The organism is Streptomyces sp. NPDC051218, from assembly GCF_044455475.1.
Taxonomy (GTDB): Bacteria; Actinomycetota; Actinomycetes; order Streptomycetales; family Streptomycetaceae; genus Streptomyces.
In genome coordinates, this window is record NZ_JBITEU010000007.1 from 1 (window position 1) to 22,433 (window position 22,433).

At 70.4% G+C, this 22,433-nt stretch carries 24 protein-coding genes; 6 read left to right on the forward strand and 18 right to left on the reverse strand.

All coding sequences use genetic code 11. The annotated features are described in order from the left end of the window. The 3 genes from ACIBCK_RS21140 to ACIBCK_RS21150 form a co-directional block, all read right to left on the reverse strand. Positions 1–509, reverse strand: a 509-nt coding sequence (locus ACIBCK_RS21140) for an alpha-amylase family glycosyl hydrolase (RefSeq protein WP_399392330.1), incomplete at its 3' end; no start/stop codon positions are given. A gap of 39 nt (positions 510–548) precedes the next feature. Then, positions 549–2,519, reverse strand: a complete 1,971-nt coding sequence (locus tag ACIBCK_RS21145; protein WP_399392331.1) for a maltotransferase domain-containing protein — start codon at positions 2,517–2,519, stop codon at positions 549–551. Between the two features lie 113 nt (positions 2,520–2,632). Then, entirely contained in the window at positions 2,633–2,836 is a 204-nt protein-coding gene (locus ACIBCK_RS21150) for a DUF5133 domain-containing protein (protein WP_399392333.1), read from the reverse strand. 293 nt (positions 2,837–3,129) lie between these two features. Here ACIBCK_RS21150 and ACIBCK_RS21155 point away from each other — a divergent pair, with 293 nt between their 5' ends. Together ACIBCK_RS21155 and glgX are read left to right on the forward strand one after the other, a co-directional pair. After that, positions 3,130–3,648: a pep a2 gene (locus ACIBCK_RS21155; protein ID WP_399392335.1), complete on the forward strand. Its 519-nt coding sequence runs from the start codon at positions 3,130–3,132 to the stop codon at positions 3,646–3,648. A 66-nt stretch (positions 3,649–3,714) separates the two neighbouring features. Further along, a complete protein-coding gene (gene glgX / locus ACIBCK_RS21160) occupies positions 3,715–5,865 on the forward strand; it encodes a glycogen debranching protein GlgX (protein WP_399392336.1) in 2,151 nt (716 codons plus the stop codon). Between the two features lie 36 nt (positions 5,866–5,901). Here glgX and ACIBCK_RS21165 read toward each other — a convergent pair whose 3' ends face one another. The 10 genes from ACIBCK_RS21165 to ACIBCK_RS21210 form a co-directional block, all read right to left on the reverse strand. Then, positions 5,902–6,651, reverse strand: coding sequence for a FadR/GntR family transcriptional regulator (locus ACIBCK_RS21165; protein ID WP_399392338.1), 750 nt, complete (start codon positions 6,649–6,651; stop codon positions 5,902–5,904). A gap of 17 nt (positions 6,652–6,668) precedes the next feature. Beyond that, complete coding sequence (gene denD, locus ACIBCK_RS21170; protein WP_399392340.1) at positions 6,669–7,709, reverse strand: D-erythronate dehydrogenase; 1,041 nt, start codon at positions 7,707–7,709, stop codon at positions 6,669–6,671. Then, the gene (otnI, locus tag ACIBCK_RS21175; RefSeq protein ID WP_399392342.1) at positions 7,706–8,527 is read right to left on the reverse strand and encodes a 2-oxo-tetronate isomerase; all 822 of its coding nucleotides are present in this window, start codon (positions 8,525–8,527) and stop codon (positions 7,706–7,708) included. Before otnI ends, denD begins: the two co-directional genes overlap by 4 nt. A gap of 35 nt (positions 8,528–8,562) precedes the next feature. Beyond that, complete coding sequence (locus ACIBCK_RS21180; RefSeq protein WP_399392344.1) at positions 8,563–9,867, reverse strand: MFS transporter; 1,305 nt, start codon at positions 9,865–9,867, stop codon at positions 8,563–8,565. 58 nt (positions 9,868–9,925) lie between these two features. Beyond that, the gene (locus ACIBCK_RS21185) at positions 9,926–10,600 is read right to left on the reverse strand and encodes an aldolase (protein WP_399392345.1); all 675 of its coding nucleotides are present in this window, start codon (positions 10,598–10,600) and stop codon (positions 9,926–9,928) included. Beyond that, a complete protein-coding gene (otnK, locus tag ACIBCK_RS21190) occupies positions 10,597–11,880 on the reverse strand; it encodes a 3-oxo-tetronate kinase (RefSeq protein ID WP_399392347.1) in 1,284 nt (427 codons plus the stop codon). Before otnK ends, ACIBCK_RS21185 begins: the two co-directional genes overlap by 4 nt. Position 11,881: 1 nt before the next feature. After that, positions 11,882–12,859 (reverse strand): L-threonate dehydrogenase, encoded by a 978-nt coding sequence (ltnD, locus tag ACIBCK_RS21195; protein WP_399393107.1) that lies wholly within the window; start codon positions 12,857–12,859, stop codon positions 11,882–11,884. A 171-nt stretch (positions 12,860–13,030) separates the two neighbouring features. Beyond that, positions 13,031–13,681, reverse strand: a complete 651-nt coding sequence (locus ACIBCK_RS21200) for a hydrolase (protein WP_399392349.1) — start codon at positions 13,679–13,681, stop codon at positions 13,031–13,033. 85 nt (positions 13,682–13,766) lie between these two features. Then, the gene (locus ACIBCK_RS21205; protein WP_399392351.1) at positions 13,767–14,585 is read right to left on the reverse strand and encodes a cytochrome c oxidase assembly protein; all 819 of its coding nucleotides are present in this window, start codon (positions 14,583–14,585) and stop codon (positions 13,767–13,769) included. After that, complete coding sequence (locus tag ACIBCK_RS21210) at positions 14,582–15,004, reverse strand: DUF2243 domain-containing protein (protein WP_399392353.1); 423 nt, start codon at positions 15,002–15,004, stop codon at positions 14,582–14,584. Before ACIBCK_RS21210 ends, ACIBCK_RS21205 begins: the two co-directional genes overlap by 4 nt. A gap of 296 nt (positions 15,005–15,300) precedes the next feature. Here ACIBCK_RS21210 and ACIBCK_RS21215 point away from each other — a divergent pair, with 296 nt between their 5' ends. Both ACIBCK_RS21215 and ACIBCK_RS21220 read left to right on the forward strand, forming a co-directional pair. Continuing rightward, complete coding sequence (locus ACIBCK_RS21215; RefSeq protein ID WP_399393109.1) at positions 15,301–15,990, forward strand: HAD family hydrolase; 690 nt, start codon at positions 15,301–15,303, stop codon at positions 15,988–15,990. Further along, the gene (locus tag ACIBCK_RS21220; RefSeq protein ID WP_399392355.1) at positions 15,987–16,889 is read left to right on the forward strand and encodes an NADP-dependent oxidoreductase; all 903 of its coding nucleotides are present in this window, start codon (positions 15,987–15,989) and stop codon (positions 16,887–16,889) included. The genes ACIBCK_RS21215 and ACIBCK_RS21220 overlap by 4 nt, the downstream gene beginning before the upstream one ends. Positions 16,890–16,969: 80 nt before the next feature. Here the strand turns inward: ACIBCK_RS21220 and ACIBCK_RS21225 are convergent, their stop codons facing one another. The 3 genes from ACIBCK_RS21225 to ACIBCK_RS21235 are packed head-to-tail and all read right to left on the reverse strand — an operon-like array spanning position 16,970 to position 18,202. Then, a complete protein-coding gene (locus ACIBCK_RS21225; RefSeq protein WP_367048096.1) occupies positions 16,970–17,347 on the reverse strand; it encodes a toxin Doc in 378 nt (125 codons plus the stop codon). After that, positions 17,347–17,586 carry a hypothetical protein gene (locus ACIBCK_RS21230; protein WP_399392357.1) on the reverse strand — a complete coding sequence of 80 codons (240 nt, stop codon included), beginning with the start codon at positions 17,584–17,586 and terminating at the stop codon, positions 17,347–17,349. The genes ACIBCK_RS21225 and ACIBCK_RS21230 overlap by 1 nt, the downstream gene beginning before the upstream one ends. A 16-nt stretch (positions 17,587–17,602) precedes the next feature. After that, positions 17,603–18,202, reverse strand: a complete 600-nt coding sequence (locus tag ACIBCK_RS21235) for a helix-turn-helix domain-containing protein (protein WP_399392359.1) — start codon at positions 18,200–18,202, stop codon at positions 17,603–17,605. A gap of 77 nt (positions 18,203–18,279) precedes the next feature. Here ACIBCK_RS21235 and def point away from each other — a divergent pair, with 77 nt between their 5' ends. Then, entirely contained in the window at positions 18,280–18,939 is a 660-nt protein-coding gene (gene def, locus ACIBCK_RS21240; RefSeq protein WP_399392361.1) for a peptide deformylase, read from the forward strand. Between the two features lie 31 nt (positions 18,940–18,970). Here def and ACIBCK_RS21245 read toward each other — a convergent pair whose 3' ends face one another. Then, positions 18,971–20,299: an aspartate aminotransferase family protein gene (locus ACIBCK_RS21245; RefSeq protein ID WP_399392363.1), complete on the reverse strand. Its 1,329-nt coding sequence runs from the start codon at positions 20,297–20,299 to the stop codon at positions 18,971–18,973. A 91-nt stretch (positions 20,300–20,390) separates the two neighbouring features. On the opposite strand from ACIBCK_RS21245, the gene ACIBCK_RS21250 reads away from it, so the two are divergent. Continuing rightward, positions 20,391–21,296, forward strand: a complete 906-nt coding sequence (locus ACIBCK_RS21250; protein WP_399392365.1) for a LysR family transcriptional regulator — start codon at positions 20,391–20,393, stop codon at positions 21,294–21,296. A 26-nt stretch (positions 21,297–21,322) separates the two neighbouring features. Here the strand turns inward: ACIBCK_RS21250 and ACIBCK_RS21255 are convergent, their stop codons facing one another. Further along, entirely contained in the window at positions 21,323–22,432 is a 1,110-nt protein-coding gene (locus ACIBCK_RS21255) for a hypothetical protein (protein WP_399392367.1), read from the reverse strand. Position 22,433: the final 1 nt, after the last annotated feature.

The window sequence follows — 22,433 nt, forward strand, 5'->3', positions numbered from 1 at the left end:
AAGGTCCAGTTGGAGGCTTCGGTGTCGACGAAGATGATGCGTGCGTCTTGGTATTGCTTGTCGTCGTCGGCCCAGACGTAGTAGTCGCCGTAGGGGCCTTCGGGGTCGGTGCGTGAGGCCTGGAACCACGGGTGCTGGTCGCTGGTGTGGTTCATCACGAAGTCGATGATCACGCGCATGCCCCGCTGATGCGCGGAGTCCACGAATTCGACGAAATCCCCGAGATCGCCGAACTCGGGCAGGACGGCGACGTAATTGGCCACGTCGTAACCGCCGTCGCGCAATGGTGAGGTGAAGAAGGGCGGCAGCCACAGGCAGTCGACGCCCAGCCACTGCAGATAGTCCAGCTTGGCGGTGATGCCCTTGAGGTCGCCGATGCCGTCGCCGTCACTGTCGTGGAAGGAGCGGACAAGCACCTCGTAGAAGACGGCGCGCTTGAACCACTCGGGATCGCGGTCCTTGGCGGGCGTGTCCTCGAACAGGTCGGACACAGGCTTGTTGACGGTCATGCATCCTCCGTTGCCGCACGGCTGATGGCGCGTGCTTCCTCACTCGACCGCGCATACGTGCGCGGGGGAAACGCCCGGTGTGAGACGGACGTATATGACCTCGCCCCACGTGTACGTCGTGTCGCTCAGTTCGTCGCGCACGCGGAAGGAAGAGCCGGGCGCGATGTTCAGAAGCGTGGGGTCGAGGCGTACCGTCGCCTCCTGGGTGTGGTGCGGGTCGAGGTTCACGACCACCAGCACCGTGTCGCCGGACGCGTGACGGCTGTACGCGATCACCTGGTCGTTGTCCACGGGGTGGAAGTGCACGTTGCGCAGCCGGTGCAGCGCCGGGTGGCGTCGACGGATCGTGTTGAGCGTGGTGATCAGCGGCGCGATGGTGGTGCCCGCGCTTTCCGCCGACTCCCAGTCGCGGGGCCGCAGTTGGTACTTCTCGGAGTCCAGATAGTCCTCGCCACCCGGCTGGAGAGGCGTGTTCTCGCAGAGTTCGTATCCGCTGTAGAGGCCCCACGTCGGCGCGAGGGTCGCGGCGAGCACCGCGCGCAGCTCGAAGGCGGGGCGGCCGCCGTTCTGGAGGAACTCGGGCAGGATGTCGGGGGTGTTGACGAAGAAGTTCGGCCGCATGCAAGCGGCCGTCTCGCTGGCCAACTCCTGCACGTACGAAGTGAGTTCAGGTTTGGTGTTGCGCCAGGTGAAGTATGTGTAGGACTGCTGGAAGCCGATCGCGGCGAGGGTGCGCATCATGGCGGGGCGGGTGAAGGCCTCCGCCAGGAAGATGACGTCGGGGTCGGTGTGGTTGATGTCGGCCAGGACCTGCTCCCAGAAGGCGACCGGTTTGGTGTGCGGATTGTCGACGCGGAAGATGCGCACGCCGTGGTCCATCCAGAACCGCAGCAGGCGTACGGTCTCGGCGACCAGGCCCGGCATGTCGCGGTCGAAGGCCAGGGGGTAGATGTCCTGGTACTTCTTGGGCGGGTTCTCCGCGTAGGCGATGGAGCCGTCGGCGCGGTGCTGGAACCACTCGGGGTGTTTGTTGACCCAGGGGTGGTCGGGGGAGCACTGCAGGGCGAAGTCCAGGGCGACTTCGAGGTGCAGGTCCGTGGCGCGGCGTACGAAGGCGTCGAAGTCGGCCAGGGTGCCCAGGGCGGGGTGGATCGCGTCGTGGCCGCCCTCGGGGGAGCCGATGGCCCAGGGCACGCCCACGTCGTGCGGGCCGGGGGACAGCGAGTTGTTGGGACCCTTGCGGAAGGTGGTCCCGATGGGGTGGATCGGCGGCAGATAGACGACGTCGAAGCCCATCGCGGCGATGGCCGGAAGCCGCTCGGCGGCGGTACGGAAGGTGCCGGACTTCGGGGCCTGGCCCTCGCGGACGACGGCGCCCTCCGAGCGCGGGAAGAACTCGTACCAGGAACCGAACAACGCCCGCTCCCGCTCCACCAGCAGCGGCAACGGCGCGCTCTCGGTGAGGCGTTCGCGCAGGGGATGGGCCGAAAGGAGCGCGCGCACTTCGGGTGCCGTCGCTGCCGCGAGGCGGTCGAGCGGGGTGCGGGTGTCATCGCGCAGCAGACCGAGCGCGGACTGCAGGGTGGAGCGCGTCGTGTCGTCGGGGGCCTGGGCGACGGCACGCTCGAAGAGCAGGACCCCGTCATCGAGGGTGACCCCGGTGTCCACGTCGGCGTGCACCTTGATCACCGCGTCGCGCTGCCAGGCGGCCATGGGGTCGGTCCAGGCCGCGACGGTGAACGACCAGTGGCCGACCGCGTCCGGGGTGACGTCGGTGGTCCACCGGTCCGTCCCGGGCGCCGACTCCCGCATGGCCCGGCGCCGGGGGGCGCGGCCATCGGGCGCGTACAGGACCGCCTCGGCGCCGACCACTGCGGAGCCTTCGGCGAACACGACAGCCGTGACCTCGACGGCCTCGCCGACGACCGCCTTCGCCGGGCGCAGGCCACCGTGCACACAGGGCCGCACATCCTCGATGGGGATGCGGACGTGGCTGGGGTCCACCGACATGTTGTCCACCTCCGTGGGTCGTCCGGTGCGTTGCTCGTCTCGGAGTACGTCTCGGCTTCGTTCCTTGCGGCGTCGTTCCTCGCGGCTCCGGCTCCCGCGTCGGCCGACGCGCGTCATCCGCCGCGTGTCGGGCGTTCCGCGGCCTCGGCCGCCTCCCGCCCGCAGCGTTCGCTCGTCACCGCGCACAGTGCGGCCACGGCGTCCTCGAACCGGGCGCGCACCGCGGGGTCGCCGGGCGAGGCGAGGAAGCGGCGCTGCCATGCGCGGTACCTCACCAGTTGCCGGTCAACGTCTTCTGTGACGCGCTCCAACCGCATCGCACTCGACCTCCTGGACCCCCGCGACGGCGAGTCCCGGCGGGGCTCGCGGGCCGTTCACGGAGGGGGAGCGAGCCGTCACAACGGGTTTACTCCCTCCCCCATGGTGCGAGCTGAAGCGCGCCGCGTCCTGTTGAACGCAGCGCACTCGGCCGATCACGCTCGTGTTGCACGAATGGAGTAGGGGGGTGAAAGTGGTGCTGACTCTCGAGCGAACACCGCTCACGTTCTGTGCACATACCGGCTCTGCCGAGGCATCGGAGCGCGAGCTTCCGCGGTGAGGAGCATGAACGATGAACCACCACGCAGTGCCCCGCTACTACCACCTCGACGTGGATCTGGTGCCTGAGCGCGTCGGTCAGATCCGACGCATCCTGGCAGCCCATCTGAGGTACTGGGGGCTGAAACAGCTTGTTCCGGACGTGTCGCGAGGTGTCGGTCTCCTGCTGGAGCCGACGGCACGGAACGCCTCCGCGGGACGGACCGCGATCGAGACCTGGTGGACCGGGCAGCATCTGATCACCGCGGTCTCGCACGGCGACGCGGCCACCGAGGGGGAGCATCGCGCGGAGCCGGACTTCCTGGCCGAGATCGCGGCGCTCAGTGACGGGTGGGGCCGCTGCACCGCCGACGACAAGCACATCGTGTGGTTCTCGCTGCGCAGCCGTACGGAGGTCCGCGAACCGCTGCTTCCCAAGGGCCCGGCGCCCATCACGATCGAGGCGCGGCCGCTGCCCCGGGCCGTGCCGCAGCCGGTCGGCGTGGGAACGCCCGAGCCGGCACCGCCTCTTGAGGTCGCCGAACCCGCCTGACCGGACCGTGGCGGCGATCGTGCGGCGGGTGCGTTCCCGGAAGGGCGCGCACCCGCCGCATGCCCGATGGTCGAACCAGGGACACCAGGGACGACGACGGGAGACCTTGTGCGCGTGTGGACCGGCCGACCTTTTCCGCTCGGCGCCACGTACGACGGCGACGGGACGAACTTCGCCCTCTTCAGCGAGGTGGCCGAGCAGGTCGTCCTCGTCCTCCTGGACGAGGACGGCACCGAACAGGCCGTGACGCTCACGGAGGCCGACGGCTCGGTGTGGCACGGCTATCTGCCCGACGTCGGGCCGGGCCGGCGCTACGGATACCGGGTGCACGGCCCCTGGATGCCGACCGCCGGACATCGCTGCGACCCGGAGAAGTTCCTGCTCGATCCGTACGCACGGGCGATCCACGACCTGGCCGACGACGGGCCGCGGAAGAAGGCGCCCACTCGTGGCGCGGCATCCCGCGAGGGCACCGGACCGGCCACCCTGTGCGGTGTCGTCGTCGATCCGTCCTTCGACTGGACCGGGGACAGCCCGCCCTCGCACGCCTACGCCGACTCGGTGATCTACGAGACGCACGTACGCGGACTGAGCCGCACCCATCCCGGCGTCCCCGAAGAACTCCGCGGCACCTACGCGGGCCTGGCGACACCGGCCGTCATCGACCATCTGACCTCCCTGGGGGTCACCGCGGTCGAACTGATGCCGGTGCACCAATACGTCCAGGACGGGTTCCTGCTCGACAAGGGCCTGTCCAACTACTGGGGCTACAACACGATCGGATTCTTCGCGCCGCATCACACCTACGCGGCCCACGGAACGCTCGGACAGCAGGTCACCGAGTTCAAGTCCATGGTGAAGGCCCTGCACGCGGCGGGCCTCGAAGTGATCCTGGACGTGGTGTACAACCACACCGCGGAGGGCAACGAGAACGGCCCCACCCTCTCCTTCCGCGGTATCGACAACGCGTCCTACTACCGGCTGTCCGACGAGGACTTCAGCCGGTACTACGACACCACGGGGACCGGCAACAGCCTGCTGATGCGCCACCCCAACGTCCTTCAGCTGATCATGGACTCCCTGCGCTACTGGGTCACCGAGTGTCACGTCGACGGTTTCCGCTTCGACCTGGCCGCCACCCTCGCCCGGCAGTTCCACGAGGTGGACCGGCTCTCCGCCTTCTTCGACCTCATCCAGCAGGACCCCGTGATCAGCCGCGTCAAACTGATCGCCGAGCCGTGGGACCTCGGTGACGGCGGCTATCAGGTCGGCAACTTCCCGCCGCTGTGGTCCGAATGGAACGGGAAGTACCGCGACTGTGTCAGGGAGTTCTGGCGCGGCGGCGAGGGGGCGCTGGCGGAGTTCGCGTCACGGCTGACGGGATCCGCAGACCTCTACCAGCACGACCGGCGCCGCCCGCGCGCCAGCGTCAACTTCATCACCGCCCACGACGGATTCACCCTGCGCGACCTCGTCTCGTACGACACCAAGCACAACGAGGCCAACGGCGAGGGAAACCGGGACGGCGAGAGCGACAACCGCTCCTGGAACTGCGGCGCGGAAGGCGCCACGCGCAACCCCGAGGTGCGTGCCCTGCGCGCACGCCAGCAGCGCAACTTCCTGGCGACGCTGATGCTGTCCCAGGGCATTCCGATGCTCGGCCACGGGGATGAGATCGGCCGCACCCAGCTCGGCAACAACAACGCGTACTGCCAGGACAACGAGACGGCGTGGATCGACTGGGACCTCGACGAGGAACGCGAGGACCTCCTTGACTTCACCCGCCGGGTGGTGGCGCTACGCACCGAACATCCCATCCTGCGCCGCCGCCGCTTCTTCCGGGGCGACACCGTCACGCACCAGGGGCAGCCGCTGCCGGACCTGGTCTGGCTGCGGCCGGACGCCGAGGAGATGACGACGGAGGACTGGGACCGCCCCGACGCGCACTCGGTGGCCGTCTTCCTCAACGGTGACGCCATCGCGGAACGGGACCGCGTCGGCCGGACCGTCGTCGACGACTCGTTCCTCGTCCTGTTCAACTGCTTCTGGGAGCCGATGGAGTTCCGGCTGCCCGACGCCGCCTACGGCTCGTCCTGGACGACCCTGCTCGACACATACGAAGCCGGCCTGCCGGACGAGACGGAGCACAAGGCCGATACGACCCTGAGCGTGGGCCCGCGTTCCCTCATCGTCCTCTCCCGCCCACCGGGCAGATGAAGCTCCCCCGCCCACCGGGCAGATGAAGCGACCGGGTCACGGGCGGTCCAAGTCCACCTTGAGGTCGTCCGTCTCCGTCCAGAAGCCCTCGTCCGCGTCCTGCAGCCGGGACGCCGCGTGCTTCATGTGACGGCGTACGGCGCTGCGGGCCGCCCCCGCGTCGCCCGACTCGATGGCCGCCAGAATCGCGTGGTGCTCCACCCGCACCGCCTCGATGAAGTCGTCGCGCCGGGCCTCGTTGGCCCGCGTGACGCGGATACCGCCGCGCATGACCTCGCCCAGATACCGCACGGTCGACACCATCACCGGGTTGCCGGTCGACTCGGCGATCGACTGGTGGAACGCCAGATCCTCCTCCACCCCGTCGCCGCCCGCCGCAACCGCCTCGTCGATCGCGGCCAGCGACCGCCGCATCCGGGTGACGTCGTCCGGCGTGGACCGGGTGGCCGCCAGGGAGGCCGCCTCGCCCTCCATGGCGCGGCGGACCTCCACGATCTGCAGCACCTTGGACTTGGTACCGGAGGCCTCGGCCTCCAGGTCGAGCGGCCTGGTGCGCCGGGGCATCACGAACACGCCCCGGCCCTGTCGCGGTTCGACCAGGCCCGCGTTCCGCAGCCGGGAGACGGCCTCACGGATCACGGTGCGGCTGACGCCGAGCTGCTTGACCAACTCGACCTCGGTCGGCAGCTTGTCGCCCTCGGCGAGACGCCCGGACTCGATCTCCTCCGAGAGGATCGCGGCGACCCGGTCCGCGAGCCGAATGGGGCCACTCACCTTGGAGAACATGCTCGTCAGTCTATCCGTCAGGCCCCGATCGCCCCGGGCGCGGGCAGGTCTCCCGCGGTCACCGCCCCGGGGTGGTCCTCGACGTACGCCCGGACGACCGACTCGAAGCTCGCGTCGGGACGCAGGCCGAGCGCGGTGGCGCGCGCGTTGTCGAAGACGGCGGGCCACGAGCCGACGATGGCCTCGACGGCGGGGTCGGGCGCGAGCGTCACCAGGTCGGCGACGGCGTCACTCGCCACCCTGCGCAGCGTGTCCAGCATCTCGGCGACCGAGACCGTCAGCGCGGGAAGGTTGACCGGAAGCCCGCCCTCCAGCTCACCGGGGCCACTGCCGCGCCCGGCCTCCGCGATGCGCAGGATGCCCTCGACGGTGCGCCGCGGCGAGGCAAGGGCGACCCGCAGCTCCGGGCTGACCGGGCAGGTGGCCGGCAGTCCCGCCAGGGGCTCGCGGATGATGCCGGACAGGAAGCCGGAGGCGGCGGCGTTCGGCTTGCCGGGACGCACCGCGACGGTCATCAGACGCGCCACGCGGCCGTCGACGAAGCCCCGCCGCGTGTACTCGGCGACCAGCTGCTCGCAGACGCGTTTCTGCGTCCCGTAGCTGGACTGCGGGGTGGCCAGCGTCGACTCGCTGACCACGGGCGGCAGCGGCAGCGCGGCATCGGAGCCGTAGACCGCGACGCTGCTGGAGAACACGACCCGGGGCGTCGGGCCTCCTGCGGCCGACTGTGCGCGGGCGGCGTCGAGCAGCGCGCGGGTGGTGTCCAGGTTGGCGCTCATGCCGAGGTCGAAGTCGGTCTCGCACTCGGCGGACACCGCCGACGCCAGGTGGATCAGGACGTCCACCGGCCGCGCGAAGATCTCGTCGAGGCGCTCGCTGAGGTCGCCCTGGACGACGGCCACCAGTGGATCGGCGGCCACCGCTGCCTCCTCCGGCACGAACCGGTCGGCGAGCACCAGTTGGCCGATGGGCGCCCCGCACAGGGTCCGCCGTGCGAGCAGGGCGTCGGCGACCTGGCGGCCCAGGAAGCCGAAGCCACCGGTGATGACGATCCTCATGCGTGTTCTCCTCGGTCGTTCTCGATCCGGCGGTAGTTCTCGAACCAGCCGAGCCCCTCGCTCGTACCGGCTCGCGGGATGTACTCGCAGCCGATCCACCCGTCGAAGCCCAACTCGTCGACGACGGCGAAGAGATGGCGGACGTCCAGTTCGCCCCGGTCTGGCTCATGGCGGTCGGGCACGCCGGCGATCTGCAGATGGCCGACGCGTCCTGTGGGAAGGTCGCGGCGCAGTGTCGTGGTGAGGTCGCCCTCCACGATCTGGCAGTGGTACAGGTCGAGTTGCACCTTGAGGTTCGATGCGCCCACCTCCTGTACGAGAGCGTGCGCCTCGGCCTGCCGGTGCAGGAAGTAGCCAGGCATGTCCCGGCCGTTGATGGGCTCGATCAGGAGGTCGACGTCCATGGCGGCGGCCCGCTCGGCCGCCCAGGCCAGGTTGGACAGATAGGTCTCGCGGTGTCCGGCCCGCTGCTCAGGTGTGGCTTCCGGCGGCAGGAGACCGGCCATCACATGCACCTGGCCGCAGCCGAGCGCGGCGGCGTACTCCAGCGCCCGCTCGACCCCGGAGCGCAGCTCGCCCTCTCGGCCGGGCAGCGACGCGATGCCACGCTCCCCGGACTCCCAGTCGCCGGGAGGCGCGTTGAACAGCACCTGCCGCAGGCCGTGTTCGTCGAGCCGACGGCGCAGCTCGGCGGGCTCGTAACCGTAGGGGAAGAGGTATTCGACGGCCTCGAAGCCGTCCTGTGACGCCGCGGCGAAGCGGTCGAGGAAGTCGTACTCGGTGTACATCATGGACAGGTTCGCGGCGAACCTCGGCATGCTTGCTCCTGTGGTGGGGCCGGGACCGGACCCGGTCAACGGTTGACGACATCCTTCTTGGTGGTCAGCACGGCGGCAGCGCCGATCACCAGACTCAGGGCAAGGACGTACATCGGGATGGACGTCGAGCCCGTGGCGTCCTTGAGCCCGCCGATCATGTACGGGCTGACGAAGCCGGCCAGGTTGCCCACCGAGTTGATCAGAGCGAGCCCGGCCGCCGCCGCGGTGCCGCCGAGGAACGCGGTGGGCAGCGACCAGAACAGCGGGGCACAGGTCAACACGCCCGCCGCGGCGAAGGACAGGGCGATCAGGGACAGCACGGTGGAGCCGCTCCAGCCGGCGGCCAGGGAGAAGCCGACGGCGCCCATGAGACTGGGGACGACCAGGTGCCAGCGGCGCTCGCGGCGCTTGTCCGCGGAGCGTCCGAAAAGGTTCATCGCGATCAGTGCGGCCACGAACGGCACGGCGCTGAGCACACCGATCGTGAAGGTGTCGTCGATGCCGGTCGACCTGACGAAGGTGGGCATCCAGAACGTCAGGGCGTACTGGCCCATCACGAAGCAGAAGTAGATGAGGCACATCAGCCACACCTTGGGGTCGCGGAAGCCGTCCCACACCCGGCCGTGCTTCTGGTGGGCGGTGTCCCTGGCGATCGCCGCCTCGACGATGTCCTTCTCCTCGTCGGAGAGCCACTTGGCGCTGCGCACGCCGTTGTCGAGGTAGAACATCGTCGCAACACCGATGAGGAGCGCCGGAATCGCTTCGAGCAGGAACATCCACTGCCAGCCCTGCCATCCGCTGACCCCGTCGAAGGTGTCCATGATCCAGCCGGAGAGCGGGTTGCCGAAGATGCCTGCCACGGGGATCGCCGACATGAACATCGCTATCACGCGGGCCCTGCGGTGGGAGGGGAACCAGTACGTGCAGTAGAGGATCACACCCGGGTAGAAACCGGCCTCCGCTGCTCCGAGGAGGAAGCGCAGCACGTAGAACGTCGTCTCGTTCGTGACGAACGAGAACGCCCCGGAGACCAGACCCCACGTGATCATGATCCGGGCGATCCAGGTGCGCGCGCCGACGCGTTGCAGCATCAGGTTCGACGGGACCTCGAAGAGGAAGTAGCCGATGAAGAACAGACCTGCGCCAAGCCCGTACGCCGCTTCGCTCAGGCCCAGGTCGTCGGACATCTGCAGCTTCGCGAAGCCGACGTTGACGCGGTCCAGGTAGGAGAAGACGTAACAGAGGATCAAGAAGGGGACGATGCGGAGGACGACCTTACGGAACACGGCGTTCTCACGGGCGAGTTCGGGGGTCTCGGCCGTCGCGGTGGACGTGGACATGCGGAATCCTTACTGCGGCTCAGGGGATTCTCCGACGGGCGGTGTGCGGCGCGGGCGGTCACCAGGAGGCGCCGAACACGGCCTTGAGTTCGTCGAGAGCGGGGGAGGGGAGCGGCTCGGGGCGACGGTCGGTCAGGAGCCAGAGGCGCGCCGTTTCCTCGAGTTCTTCGAGGACGGCGAGAGCGGATGCGGCGTCCGGGCCCCAGACCACCGGGCCGAGACGGTCGAGCAGCACGGCCCTGATCGGCGTGCGTCCCGCCGCGCGGTCAGCCATATGGCCGGTCACCAGGTCGGCCACGCGGGGATCGCCGGGCCGGTGGTAGGGGATGAGCGGGACGTGCCCGACCTTCATGACGTAGTACGGCGTGAGGGGCGGAAGCACGTCGTCCTGACTCCACACGCCGGCCAGGGTGAGCGCGACGAGATGCGTGGAGTGGGTGTGGATGACGAACCGTGCCGCGGGGTCGGCGGCACAGATGCGTCGGTGCAGGGTGAGGGTCTTGCTGGCGCGCTCGCCCGCGATCTGCTCGCCCCCGGCGTCGACCAGGGCGAGGCGCTCGGGCGACAGGAACCCCAGGGCGGCGTCGGTGGGCGTGATCAGGTGGGAGTCGCCGACCCGCGCGCTGATGTTGCCGGCGCTCGCGTGGACGTACCCCCGGGCGAACAGGCTGGAGCCCACGCGGACGATCTCGGCGCGCGCCGCCTGCACGGCAGCGCTCGGCGTTTCGCTCACGACTCCCCCCGTTCGAGGCGGGTGAAGGCCGAGGTGAAGAAGTCGGGGCCTCCGAAGTTGCCGGACTTGAGCGTGATGTGGAGCGGGTCCCCGCCGGGCAGGGAGGCCGCGCACCAGGGCACTCCGGGGTCGATCTGCGGTCCGATGCGCAGGCTCGTCAGGCCGAGGGCCTGGACGACCGCGCCCGAGGTCTCGCCACCGGCGACGACGAGTTGGCGGACACCCAGCTCCACGAGCCCTTGGGCGACGCGGGCCAGGATCTGCTCGACGAGCTCACCGGCCTCGGTGACGCCGAGGCGGCCCTGGACGTTGCTGACCGCTTCGGGTGCCTCGGTGGAGTAGACGAGGACCGGCCCGTCGGTCAGGTGCGCGGCGGCGAAGGCCAGGGCCTGGCCGGCCACGCCCTCGCCGGCCGCGATCCGCAGCGGATCCACACGGAACGCGGGACGGCCACCGCGCAGGAACTCCCGGACCTGTCCGTTGGTGGCGGTGGACACCGACCCCGACAAGACGGCCTGATGACCGCAGGGCGGCGGCAGTTGGGCCGCGGCGGGGGACGGCTCGAACCCCCAGTTCGCGGGAAGCCCGATCGCCAGACCCGACCCCGCGGTCACCAGCGGCAACCCCTTGACCGCCGCACCGAGCCGCAGCAGGTCGTCGTTCGAAACGGCGTCCACGATCGCGGCGCCGACACCCTCCGCGCGCAGCACCTCGACGCGCTTCCGGATCGCTTCGGCACCGGCGGCGACCGCGGTGTGGTCGATGAGGCCGACCGGACGCGCGGTCTGCGCACCGAGCACGGACACCAGGTTGGAGTCCGTCATCGGCGTGAGCGGGTGGTGCCGCATGCCGCTCTCACTGAGGAGTACGTCGCCGACGAAGAGGTGGCCCTTGAACACGGTGCGCCCGTTGTCGGGGAACGCCGGGGTGGCGACGGTGAAATCGGTGCCGATGGCGTCCATCAAGGCCTCGATGACCGGACCGATGTTCCCGGCCCGCGTCGAGTCGAAGGTCGAGCAGTACTTGAAGTAGATCTGCTCGGCGCCCGCGGAGCGCAGCCACTGGAGCGCCCGCAGCGAGGCCGCGACGGCCTCGGATGCCGGGGTGGTCCGCGACTTGAGGGCGATGACGACGGCGTCGGCGTCCCCGACGAGGTCTTCGGCGCCGGTGGGCGGCACGTCGATCAGCTGGACCACGCGCATGCCCGCGCGCACCAGGTTGTTGGCCAGGTCCGTGGCGCCGGTGAAGTCGTCGGCGATGCAACCGAGGCGGATTCCCACGTCAGACCTCTTCCTGTCCGGGCAGCTCCACGCCCGCGTCCTGTCCCGGCAGTTCGATTCCCGGGAAGATCTTGATCACCGCGCTGTCGTCCTCGCCGCCCAGGCCCGAGGCCGATGCCTGCAAGAACATCTGATGGGCGGTGGCCGCCAGGGGGAGGGGGAACTTCTCCGGCCGGGCGGCGTCGAGCACGAGCCCCAGGTCCTTGACGAAGATGTCGACCGCGGACAGCGGCGTGTAGTCACCGGCGAGCACATGCGCCATGCGGTTCTCGAACATCCACGAGTTGCCGGCGCTGTGTGTGATCACTTCATAGAGCGCTTCGGCGGGTACGCCCGCCTTGATGCCCAGTGCCATGGCCTCCGCCGCCGCGGCGATGTGCACGCCCGCGAGCAGCTGATTGACGACCTTGACCTTGGAACCGGTCCCGGCCTCGTCGCCCAGGCGGTAGACCGTGCCGCTCATGGCCTCGAGCACCGGATCGGCGATCGCGTACGCGGCGGGGGCGCCCGAAGTCATCATGGTGAGCTGCCCACTTGCCGCCCGCGCGGCGCCGCCGGAGATGGGCGCGTCCAGGTAGAGCACGCCGAACTCCGCCAGGCGCCGCTCCAGGTCGGCGGACCAGGCGGGGTCGGCCGTGGAGCACATGACGTAGACGGAACCGGGGCGCAGCCGTCCGGCCGCGCCGCCCTTGTCATTGCCGCCCCCGCCCCCGCCGTTGCCGTCACCGAACATGACGGACTCGACCTGCGCCGCGTTGACCACGACGCCGACCAGGACATCGACGGAGGCCGCCAGTTCACCGGCGGAGGTGAACGCGGTGCCGCCCTCCTCGGCGAAGGCCGAGGCCACGTCGGGCCGCAGATCATGGACGCCTACGTGGAAGCCCGCGGCCCGCAGGCTGCGCGCCATGCCGAGTCCCATGGCCCCGAGCCCCACCACGCCCACGCGCGGCTGCGCCTGCCTGTCCTGGTCGTCCATGCCCATCCTCGTCTCGCTGTGCCGGGCCGAGCCCGTCCTGGGGGCGCGGTGCGGCTCTGAATCCATGCGGCGATCGGGTCATATGATGACCTGAGGATGTGGGGTGGCGCACTGTGATGCCGGTCACAGGGTGGGCGAGTTCGCTAAGTCGTGGCCGACGGGCGGGGCCGCTCAGATCTCCGCTTGCCCCATACCGGCGAACCACCGGGCCGCCACGGCTGCGGCCTCGTTCAACGCTCCGGGTTCCTCGAACAGATGCGTGGCGTCGGGGATCACGCGCAGCCGGCTCAGGACGCGAAGCCGGTTGGCCACTTCCCTGTTGAGCCGCAGGACCTCGGTGTCGCGCCCCCCGACGAGTAGCAGGACCGGCGCGTGCACATGACCGAGCACATGGTCCCCGGCCAGGTCGGGGCGGCCGTCGGGGCAGACCACGGTGTCCACGAGGCCCGGCCTGGCGGCGGCGGCACCGAGCGCGGCCGCCGCGCCCGTGTTCGCGCCGAACAGGCCGACCGGCAGATCGGAGACGCGAGGCGCGAGCCAGTCGACGGACGCGATCAGCCGGTGCGTCAGGAGCTCGACATCGCTGTGCTCCTTGCCGGTCGCCCTGTCGGCAGCCGCCTCATCGGCGGTGAGCAGGTCGATGCGCAACGTCCCGAGCGCGGAGTTGTGGAGCGTGCCGGCCACGGCCCGGCTGCGGGGGTTGTGCCGGGCACTGCCGCTGACGTGGGCGAGGACCGCGACGCCGAACACCGTGTCCGGGACGGTCAGTTCACCGATGAGTGCCCCCTCGCCGCTGGGTACGGTGACGGTCTCGGACAGCATGTGACCTCCGGGTTCCGGGGACGGGGTGCATGCCGGGTACCCGTCGGGGCCTCCGGTACGCGGCGGCGGTACGGGGCGTACGCATTTACGACGATGCCGGGCGCGACCGAGCAGGCGCGCGTGAGGTGGGCGGGCCTGGCCTGGCCGTTTCCCCACCGGGGGTGCGCCGGGCGCGGGCAAGGGCTCGGCCCTCGGACGCGTACCACTGGTGGCACAGGAGCACGGCAAGCGCGATGCCGACGACGTCACCGCCGTAGTACATGAGGTACGACGCCTGGTGCAGGTCGGCGGCGGCGAACGAGGTGCCGGGAGGGCCCGCGGCGTAGAGCGACTTGGCCAGGATGCCGTGCGCCGCCGACGCGGCGAGCAGGGCTCCGCCGCGCAGCGCGAATCCCGCGCGGTGGCACACGGGGTCGAGGGCGAGGACGGCGAAGGCGAACAGCGCGCCGGAGACCAGGAGATGCACGCTGACCAGCGTGTCCAGCCACGGTCGGTGGTGCGCGGCGGCCATGAGCGGCGTGCGGTACACCGCCCACAGCCCGGCGATGTGCAGGAGCGCGGCCAGCGGCGGCCACACGAGCAGGGCCGCAGGCCGGGAACGTACACAGGAGAGAAGCTGCCGCCGGGGCCCGACCGGCAGAGCCCGCAGCGCCAACGTCACGGGCCGCCCGAGTACGAACAGCAGCGGCGCGATCATCCCGGTGCCCAGATGCGCGGCCATGTGCCCGGTGAACGGCGGCCATTGGTCCCACGAAGCGGTGACCGAGACGATGAGTACCGCACCGCCCGCCCAGACCGCCGCGTCACGCCGGTGCGGCCAGCGGTCGCCACGCCGACGCAGCTGCCGGGCCGCCGCCATATAGGCGAAACAGCCCGCGGCCACGACAAGCATCACGGCCGTCATCGACGGGCCCGGACCAGCAGCAGCGCTCCGGCGAGCAGGAACAGCACGGCGATCACGTTCCAGGTCCAGTCGTACGGCGCCAGATCCACGCCGTAGCGGATCTGGTGCAGCTCCAGTGCCTTGTGCTGGAACGTGCCGTCGTACAGCTGGAAGCCGCCGAGCCCCAGACACAGGCCCGACCACCAGGCGGTGAGGTGGCGGGCGCCCCGGCGCCACAGATCCGCGTACAAGAACAGGCCCGCCACCATCGCCAGCCAGCCGAAGGCATGGAAGATGCCGTCGGAGACCAGACCGGCTTCGCTCGATGCCTTGTCGTAGAAGTGGTGCCAGTGCAGCAGCTGATGGAACACCATCTCGTCGATGAACGCGGCGAACCCGACGCCGACCAGAGCCCCCGAGAGCAGGGAACGCCGGGTCATCGGTCCGTGCCCCTGTACCGCTCCTGCGGAACACATCGCTGTTCGCGGGGATGGAACGTCATCCGGGTCTCCTCGGTGCCAGGGTGGACAAACGGTTGGTACGTGCGGGAAGCGAGGCGCCGGGTACCCGTGAAGCGGAATGACAGGCCACCACTATTGCGCCACTGTGGGTCGGGCCCGGGGTGGGGCCCCGGCCCGGCGGCGTCCGGCCATGCGTGCCGCCCGTACGACTATTACGGTGAAACCCCACTATTACGGTGAAACACGCGAATGACATGACCGTGAATGGAGCCCTCGTGAAGCGTGCCGCCCTGTTCGACGTCGACGGAACGCTCGTCGACACCAACTACCTGCATGTCACGGCCTGGTGGGAGGCCTTGCGGCAGGCCGGTCACCGGGTGCCGATGCGCGCCGTGCACCACGCGATCGGCCTGGGTGGCACCGACCTCATCGAACACGTACTCGGCGATGACCGCGACCCGGAACAGGACGATGCCATCAGCGCCGCGCACAAGACGCTCTACGGCACCCACTTCGACCGGCTCGAAGCCTTCGAGGACGCGGGGCGCCTGCTCCGCTCTCTCGCGGGGGAGGGGTGGACCATCGTCCTCGCCACGTCAGCGGGCGGCGCCGAGCTCGACGCGTTGCGCGCCGCCGTCGACGCGGACGACGTCATCACGGCGACCGCGAGCGCCGACGACGTCGAAGAAGGGAAACCCGCCGCTGAGCCCGTCGTCCACGCGCTCGAGCTGGCCGGGGCGAAGGCACGGGACAGTGTGTTCGTCGGCGACTCGGTCTGGGACATGAAGGCCGCACGACGTGCGGGCGTCACGCCCCTGGCCGTGCTCAGCGGAGGCATCCCCCGGGACGACCTCTCCGGGGCCGGAGCGGTCGAGGTGTACGACGACACCGCCCACCTGCTGTCCTCGCTCAAGAGCAGCGTGTTCGCCCGTCAGGACGGCGCCCGTCAGGACGGCGAAGGATGAGGGCGGCCCTTTTCAGTCGGTTCGGGGGCCCGGAGGTCCTCCGGATCGCGGATCTCCCCGACCCGCATCCGGGTCCCGGCGAGGTCCGGATCGCGGTGCGCGCGGCCGGTGTCAACCCGAGTGACTGGAAGAAGCGCAAGGGCCTGATGGACACAGGGCTCCCGCAGACCATGGGCCACGAGGCGGCAGGCATCGTCGACGAGCTGGGCGACGGCGTCACGGACGTCGCCGTCGGTGATCGCGTCTTCGGGTTCTCCGCCGAAGGGGCGGCCCAGGCCGAGTTGGCGGTCCTGGCCCACTACGCGCCGATGCCGCCGTCACTCGATTTCGCCGGCGCCGCCGCGCTGCCCGCCGCCATCGAGACGGCCACGCGGGCGCTCGACCAGCTCGGCGTCGGCAGCGGTAGCACGCTGCTCATCAGTGGCGCATCCGGCAGCGTCGGCAGCGCCGCGGTTCAGCTCGCCGTGGCGCGCGGAGCGCGTGTGATCGGCACGGCAAGTCCGGTGAACCACGATTACCTGCGCTCGATGGGCGCCGAGCCCGTCGTCTACGGTCAGGGCCTCGTGGAGCGGGTCCGCGCGCTCGCGCCCGACGGCGTCGATCTCGCGCTCGACGTCGCCGGGAGCGGCGTTCTGCCCGAACTCATCGAACTCGCGGGCGGCCCGGAGCACGTGGTGACGCTCGCCGACTTCGCCGGCGCGCAGGATTGCGGGGTCACGTTCAGCCGTGGGGACGCCGGCCGCGCGGTCCACGCGCTCGCCGGGATCGGGGAGCTGATCGAGTCGGGGCGCTTCTCGCTCCCGGTGGCGCAGACGTTCCCGCTCGCGGAAGTGGCGGCGGCGCACCGCGTCAGCGAGGACGGCCGCGTGCGGGGGAAGCTCGTGCTGCTGGTCGGCTGACGCGGCACGCCCGCAGGGGCGGCGGACCCTGTGATGGCCCCGCCCAGTCTTCAGATCCCCAGTCTTCAGATCCCCAGCCGTCAGACCTTCCAGGACCTGATCCGGTCGGCGACCGCGTAGACGGATATCCGGCTGTCACGGATCTTCCGGATGAGGTCGGACAACGCCCCGTAGGGCGGATCGATGCCCTCGCCCGACTGGTCCATGTACTGGGCCGCGACTAACGCCGCGTACAGGCTGTTGCGGTAGGGCAGCGGCTCCAGGCGCACGATGGTGTGCAGCAGTGCGGCGGCGCGCCAGGCGGCGTCCGGGTCGGCGGACTCCAGGGTCGGCAGCTTCGTCTTGTGGCGTGCGACCGCGGCGACCAGCGCGGAGTAGTCCGACACCGTCATGTCCTCGGGGGCGACCGCGAACTCCTGCACGTCCAGGAGCCAGGAAACGTCTACGTACAGAACCATCAGGCGGCCGTGGACCCCTCGTGACGGACGGAGGGCGGAATCTCCTCGGGGATGGCCGCGTCGAACTCGGCCCGCAGCCTGTCGGCCCAGGTGGAGGCGCCCGCGACGAACTTCTGGCGCTCCATCTCACGGACTCCGAGGTCGTGGAGATACTGCTTGAGGCTCTTGCCCTCGGCCGCCGCGGCCGCGCGGACACCCTTGAGCTCCTCATCGGTGAAAGTCACGTTCAGAGACGGCATGCCTCCAAGGTACCAACTAGGTACCTGCTGGGGGAGTGCCTCCCTCGGCCGCACCGGAATCGGGCTGCGACAGCAGGGGGAACAGCCGGGTGATGAGAGCCACCGGGCGAGCTCCCTCAGGGCGGGCGAGTGGGCGTTGCTCGCGATCCGCGTAGGGAGCGAGTGTCCGGCGGACGGTGTCCGCGACCCTGCTCATCTCCGCCGGTGTCAGGTAGGCGATGGCGCTGAAGGCTTCGTCATGGCGCCACTCCGCCGGTGCCCGGTCGCGCTGGGTGAGCCATCGCTGCCAGCTCTCGTCCTCGAGACCGCGGGCCAGGTCGCCGAACTCCTCCTCCGCGGGACCACCTGGGGCGGCACCCTCCTGCCTCAGGCGCCAGGGACGTGCGCGACCCCCGTGGTGAGGGGCCTCCTCGATGTGTCCGTGCCGTTCCAGCTGCCGCAGGTGAAACGAGCAGAGCCCCGAGCTGTAGCCGAGCCGGGCGGCGGCTTCGGTCGCCGTCACGGTGCCGACTTCTGCCAGCAGGCCCATCAAAGCCGTACGGACCTCGTGCTCACGCAGTGGGCCACCCGCGTCGTCGTCGGTGGCGGAGGAAGGGGTGAGGTCATCTTCAGTCACTTTGCAAAGTCTGCTACTTTGCAAAGCGACGTGCAAGTCGCGGAGCAGCAGTCGCAAAAAGTGATGGGGAGACAGCGATGTCCGTTGGTCATGACCGGCCGGAGCGGTGGGAGCGGGTGTACGTACAAGGCAGGCCCGTCGACACGTACCCCGCACTGTCACCGGAGGCGGCACGCGGGGCGGTGCGCCGGATCACGGTGGTGGGCGAGGAGGTCCTGAGCCGTCCGTGCCGGGAAGTGACCGAGTACGGAACCCCGGAACTGTCTGCCCTCATCGACGACATGTTCCTGACGATGTACGTGGCCGAAGGCGCGGGCCTCGCCGCCAACCAAGTGGGCATCGACCTGCGGTTGTTCGTCTACGACTGCCCGGACGACGACGGGATCCGGCACGTCGGCCACATCATCAACCCCGTCCTGGAGCTCCCCGATCCCGCCAGCCGCCGACTGGTCGACGACTTCGAGGGCTGCCTGTCCGTGCCGGGTGCCACCATGGCGGTTCCCCGGACCGATCGTGCCGTTGTCCGAGGTCTCGACAAGGACGGCAACCCTCTCGTCATCGAGGGCACGGGCTACTTCGCCCGGTGTCTGCAGCACGAGACCGATCACCTCGCCGGCCACACGTATCTGGACCGGCTCTCCAAGCGGGACCGCAAGGAAGCCCTGCGGCAGACGGAAGAGCGCCGCGAAGGCGTCTTCGCGCAACGCGAGGCCAGGGCGGGCAGCCTGCGGCGTTGAACCTCAGGCGTTGAACCTCAGGCGTTGAACCTCAGAGAGAGGTGCTGGCTTCGCCGATCGCCTGGTCGAGCATCGTCAGGCCGAGTGACAGCTCGTCCTCGGTGGCGGTCAGGGGCGGCGCCATCCGCAATACCCCGCCCATGTTGGCGAGTTGCACGATGTTCATGTGCAGTCCGAGTTCGAGGCAGCGCCGGGTGACCCGCGCGCCCAGCTCGTTCGAGTGCTGCTTGGTCTCGCGGTCGACGACGAGTTCGAGCCCGGCCAGCAGGCCCCGGCCGCGGATGTCGCCGACGACCGCGTGCCGCGCGGCGATGTCCGTCAGGCCCTGGTGGAGGAACGCGCCGAGCGACTGCGCACGCTCGTCGAGCCTGTCTCGGGTCAGGACGTCCAGGACGGTGTTGCCGACCGCGGCCACCAACGGGTCGGCGACGTGCGTGGTGAAGAACAGGAACCCGCGCTCGTGCGCCTCCTGCTCGATCTCGGCGCTGGTCACCACGGCAGCCAGGGGAAGGCCCGCGCCCAGCGTCTTGGACAGCGTGAGGATGTCGGGGACGACGCCGTCGCGCTCGAACGCGTACCACGTCCCGGTGCGGCACAGGCCGGTCTGCGCCTCGTCGAGGATCAGCAGCATGCCGCGCTCCCGGCACTTGTCCCGCAGCGCGGCGAAGTAGCCGGCCGGCGGTTCGATGATGCCGCCGGAGCTGAGGATCGGTTCGACGATGCACGCGGCCAGGCTGCCGGTCGACTGGGCGTCGATCAGGTCGAAGGCGAAGTCCAGTTGACGTCGCCAGTCGAGCGCGCCGTCGTCCGTGGTGAAGTCGGGCCGGTACGCGTTCGGCACGGGAATGGCGAAGTTGCCGGGTGCGCCGGGGCCGTACCCCTTGCGTCCCGCGCTGTAGGTGGCGGACGCGGCGGCCTGCGTCATCCCGTGCCAGGACCGCGCGAACGAGACGATCTCGTGCTTGCCGGTGACGAGCTTGGCCATCCGGATCGCGGCCTCGTTGGACTCGGCGCCGGTCGTCAGGAGCAGTGCCTTCTCCAGCGGCGCGGGCAGTGTGTCCGCGAGCCGCCGGGCGAGGTCGACCACCGGGCGGCTGAGCATGCCGCTGAAGAGGTGGTCCAGGCTCGCGACCTGCCGCTGGACGGTCGAGACGATCTCCGGGTGCGAGTGGCCGAGGATCGCGCTCATCTGGCCGGAGGTGAAGTCGAGGATCTTGCGGCCGCTCGCGGTGAACACGAAGCTTCCGGCGGCGCTGTCGATGATCTCGCGGGTGAACTCGCCGCCGTAGCGCACGAGATGCCTCTCGGCATCGGACCAGAAGGTGTCGGTGGACGGCAGTGCGGTGGTCGAAGCGGTCATGCCGCCGACGGTAGGCGGCACCCGAGCGACACGTCCATCTCACGATTCCGGCTTTCCTGTTCGGAAAAACCGTACAAGAATGGTGTCCGTGATGAACCCCTGGAGGCTGCGGCTCCTCAGCCAGCTCGACACGCTGGGCACCGTCCGGGCGGTCGCGCAGGCCGCCAACCTGAGCCCGTCGAGCGTGTCCCAGCAGCTTGCCGTGCTCGAGACCGAGACGCGTACGCAGCTGCTCGAGCGGACGGGGCGCCGGGTGCGGCTGACCCCGGCCGGGCTGATCCTCGCCCGCCGGGCGCGGGCGATCCTCGACCATATGAACAGCGTGGAGGCGGAGCTGCGCGGGTTCGGCGAGGAGCCGGCCGGCCTGGTGCGGCTCGGGGCGTTCCAGAGCACGATCCACACCATGGCCGTGCCGGCGGTGCGCCGCCTCGCCCGAGAGCATCCGCACCTCGACGTCGAACTCCTCGAACTGGAGCCGCACGCGAGCATGCCCGCGCTGCGGAACGGCGACGCGGACATCATCATCACGACCACGGACTTCGACGAGCTGCCGCTCGGACCGGACCTCGACCTCGTGCCCCTGGCCAGGGACCCGATCCTGCTGGTGGTCCCGCCCGAGCATCCGGCGGCCGGCCGCGGCGCCGTGGACCTCGCGGCGTACGCGGACGAGCCGTGGTCGTTCGACATCCCGCAGTCGTACATGGCCAATCTCGCGCTGCGCCTGTGCCGTCAGTCGGGCTTCGAGCCGCGCGTGGTGTGCCGGTTCAGCAACTACATGATGACCCTGCAGCACGTCGAGGCCGGACTGTCGATCGCGCTGCTGCCCGGCCTTGCGGTCGACCGCCGCTACCGCGTCGCCACCAGGGAGCTCGCCACTCCCGTGACGCGCTCCATCACGGCGGCGATCCGCCGCGGCTCACCGCCTCGCGCGGCGGTACGCGCCGTACTGGAGGCACTGCGCCACCATCCGGAGCTGCCGCTGCCGGGCGGGGAGTGAAGCCCCGCCGGACCCGGGCGGCGCCCTCAGCCGAAACGCAGGATGCGCGGGGCGAACGTCCCCTCGGGGCCGTCGGCCCTGCCGACCGACCACACCTTCGCCGTGCCCGGCACCGGTGCCAGGTGCAGCCGCGAGGAATCGCCCTCTGAGGCCACCGCCGGTTCGCTGTACTCGGTGAACGACCCGCCGTTCCAGGACAGGAAGTCCGGGCCGGGCACGAACGGCGGCCAGCTGCCCGGCGGGCCGTACTTCTGCGAGCGGGTCACCGCGACCCAGGCGAGCTCGCCGGACGCGCCGGGCGCCAGTGAGCTGATCGAGCCGAAGTCGGTGGGCACGGCGACCCGGCTCCACTTCTGCCCGTCGAAGCGCACCAGCAGGGGCGGAATCGGCTTGCCGACCGGGCCGCCGACGAACCCGTCCGTGCCACCCGCCCACACCTCCGTCGGCGAGACCGCAAGCACGCTGCCCACGGCAGCCCGCGGGAAGCCGTGCACGATCGTCTGCTGCCACTCCCGGCCGTTCCAGTGCGACACGGCGGCGCCCGAACTGGACTCGCCCGCGGCCCAGACATCGTCCGCCGCCAGGACGTGCAGGCCGTATACGGCTCCCGGTGGCACCGGCACCTCCTGCCAGCCGCGTCCGTCCCGGCGCAGCAACACCTGCGCGCCGTCCCGCGAACCGATCAGCCAGGTCTCACCGCCGCCGGCGACGACTTTGGCCAGCGCGACCCCGCCCGGCGCCCGGCTCTCGGACCACGCGTCGCCGTCGTGGCGCAGCAGACGGGCGCCGCCCGCCGAGTCGCGGCCGACCGCCCAGACCGCGGTCGGTGACGTCGCGGCGATGGACAGCAGCTCTCCCTGCCAACGGATGCCGGGCAGGCTCTGGCGCTGCCACGCGGTTCCGTCCCAGCGCAGCGCCAGCGGGAAGCCCGGGGCCTCGCGCCCGACGGCGTCGGCGCCCACCGCCCACGCCCGGTTCGGCCCGAACGCCACGGCCCCGTTGAGAGCGGCCTGGGGGCGCACCTGGGCCGGGACCGGAACGTGTTGCCAGGCCTGCGGCTGCGCCGCGGCCGAGCTCATGACGGTGACGAGGGTCAGGGCGCAGGCGAGGGCCGCGACGAGAAGTCTGCGTAGCATG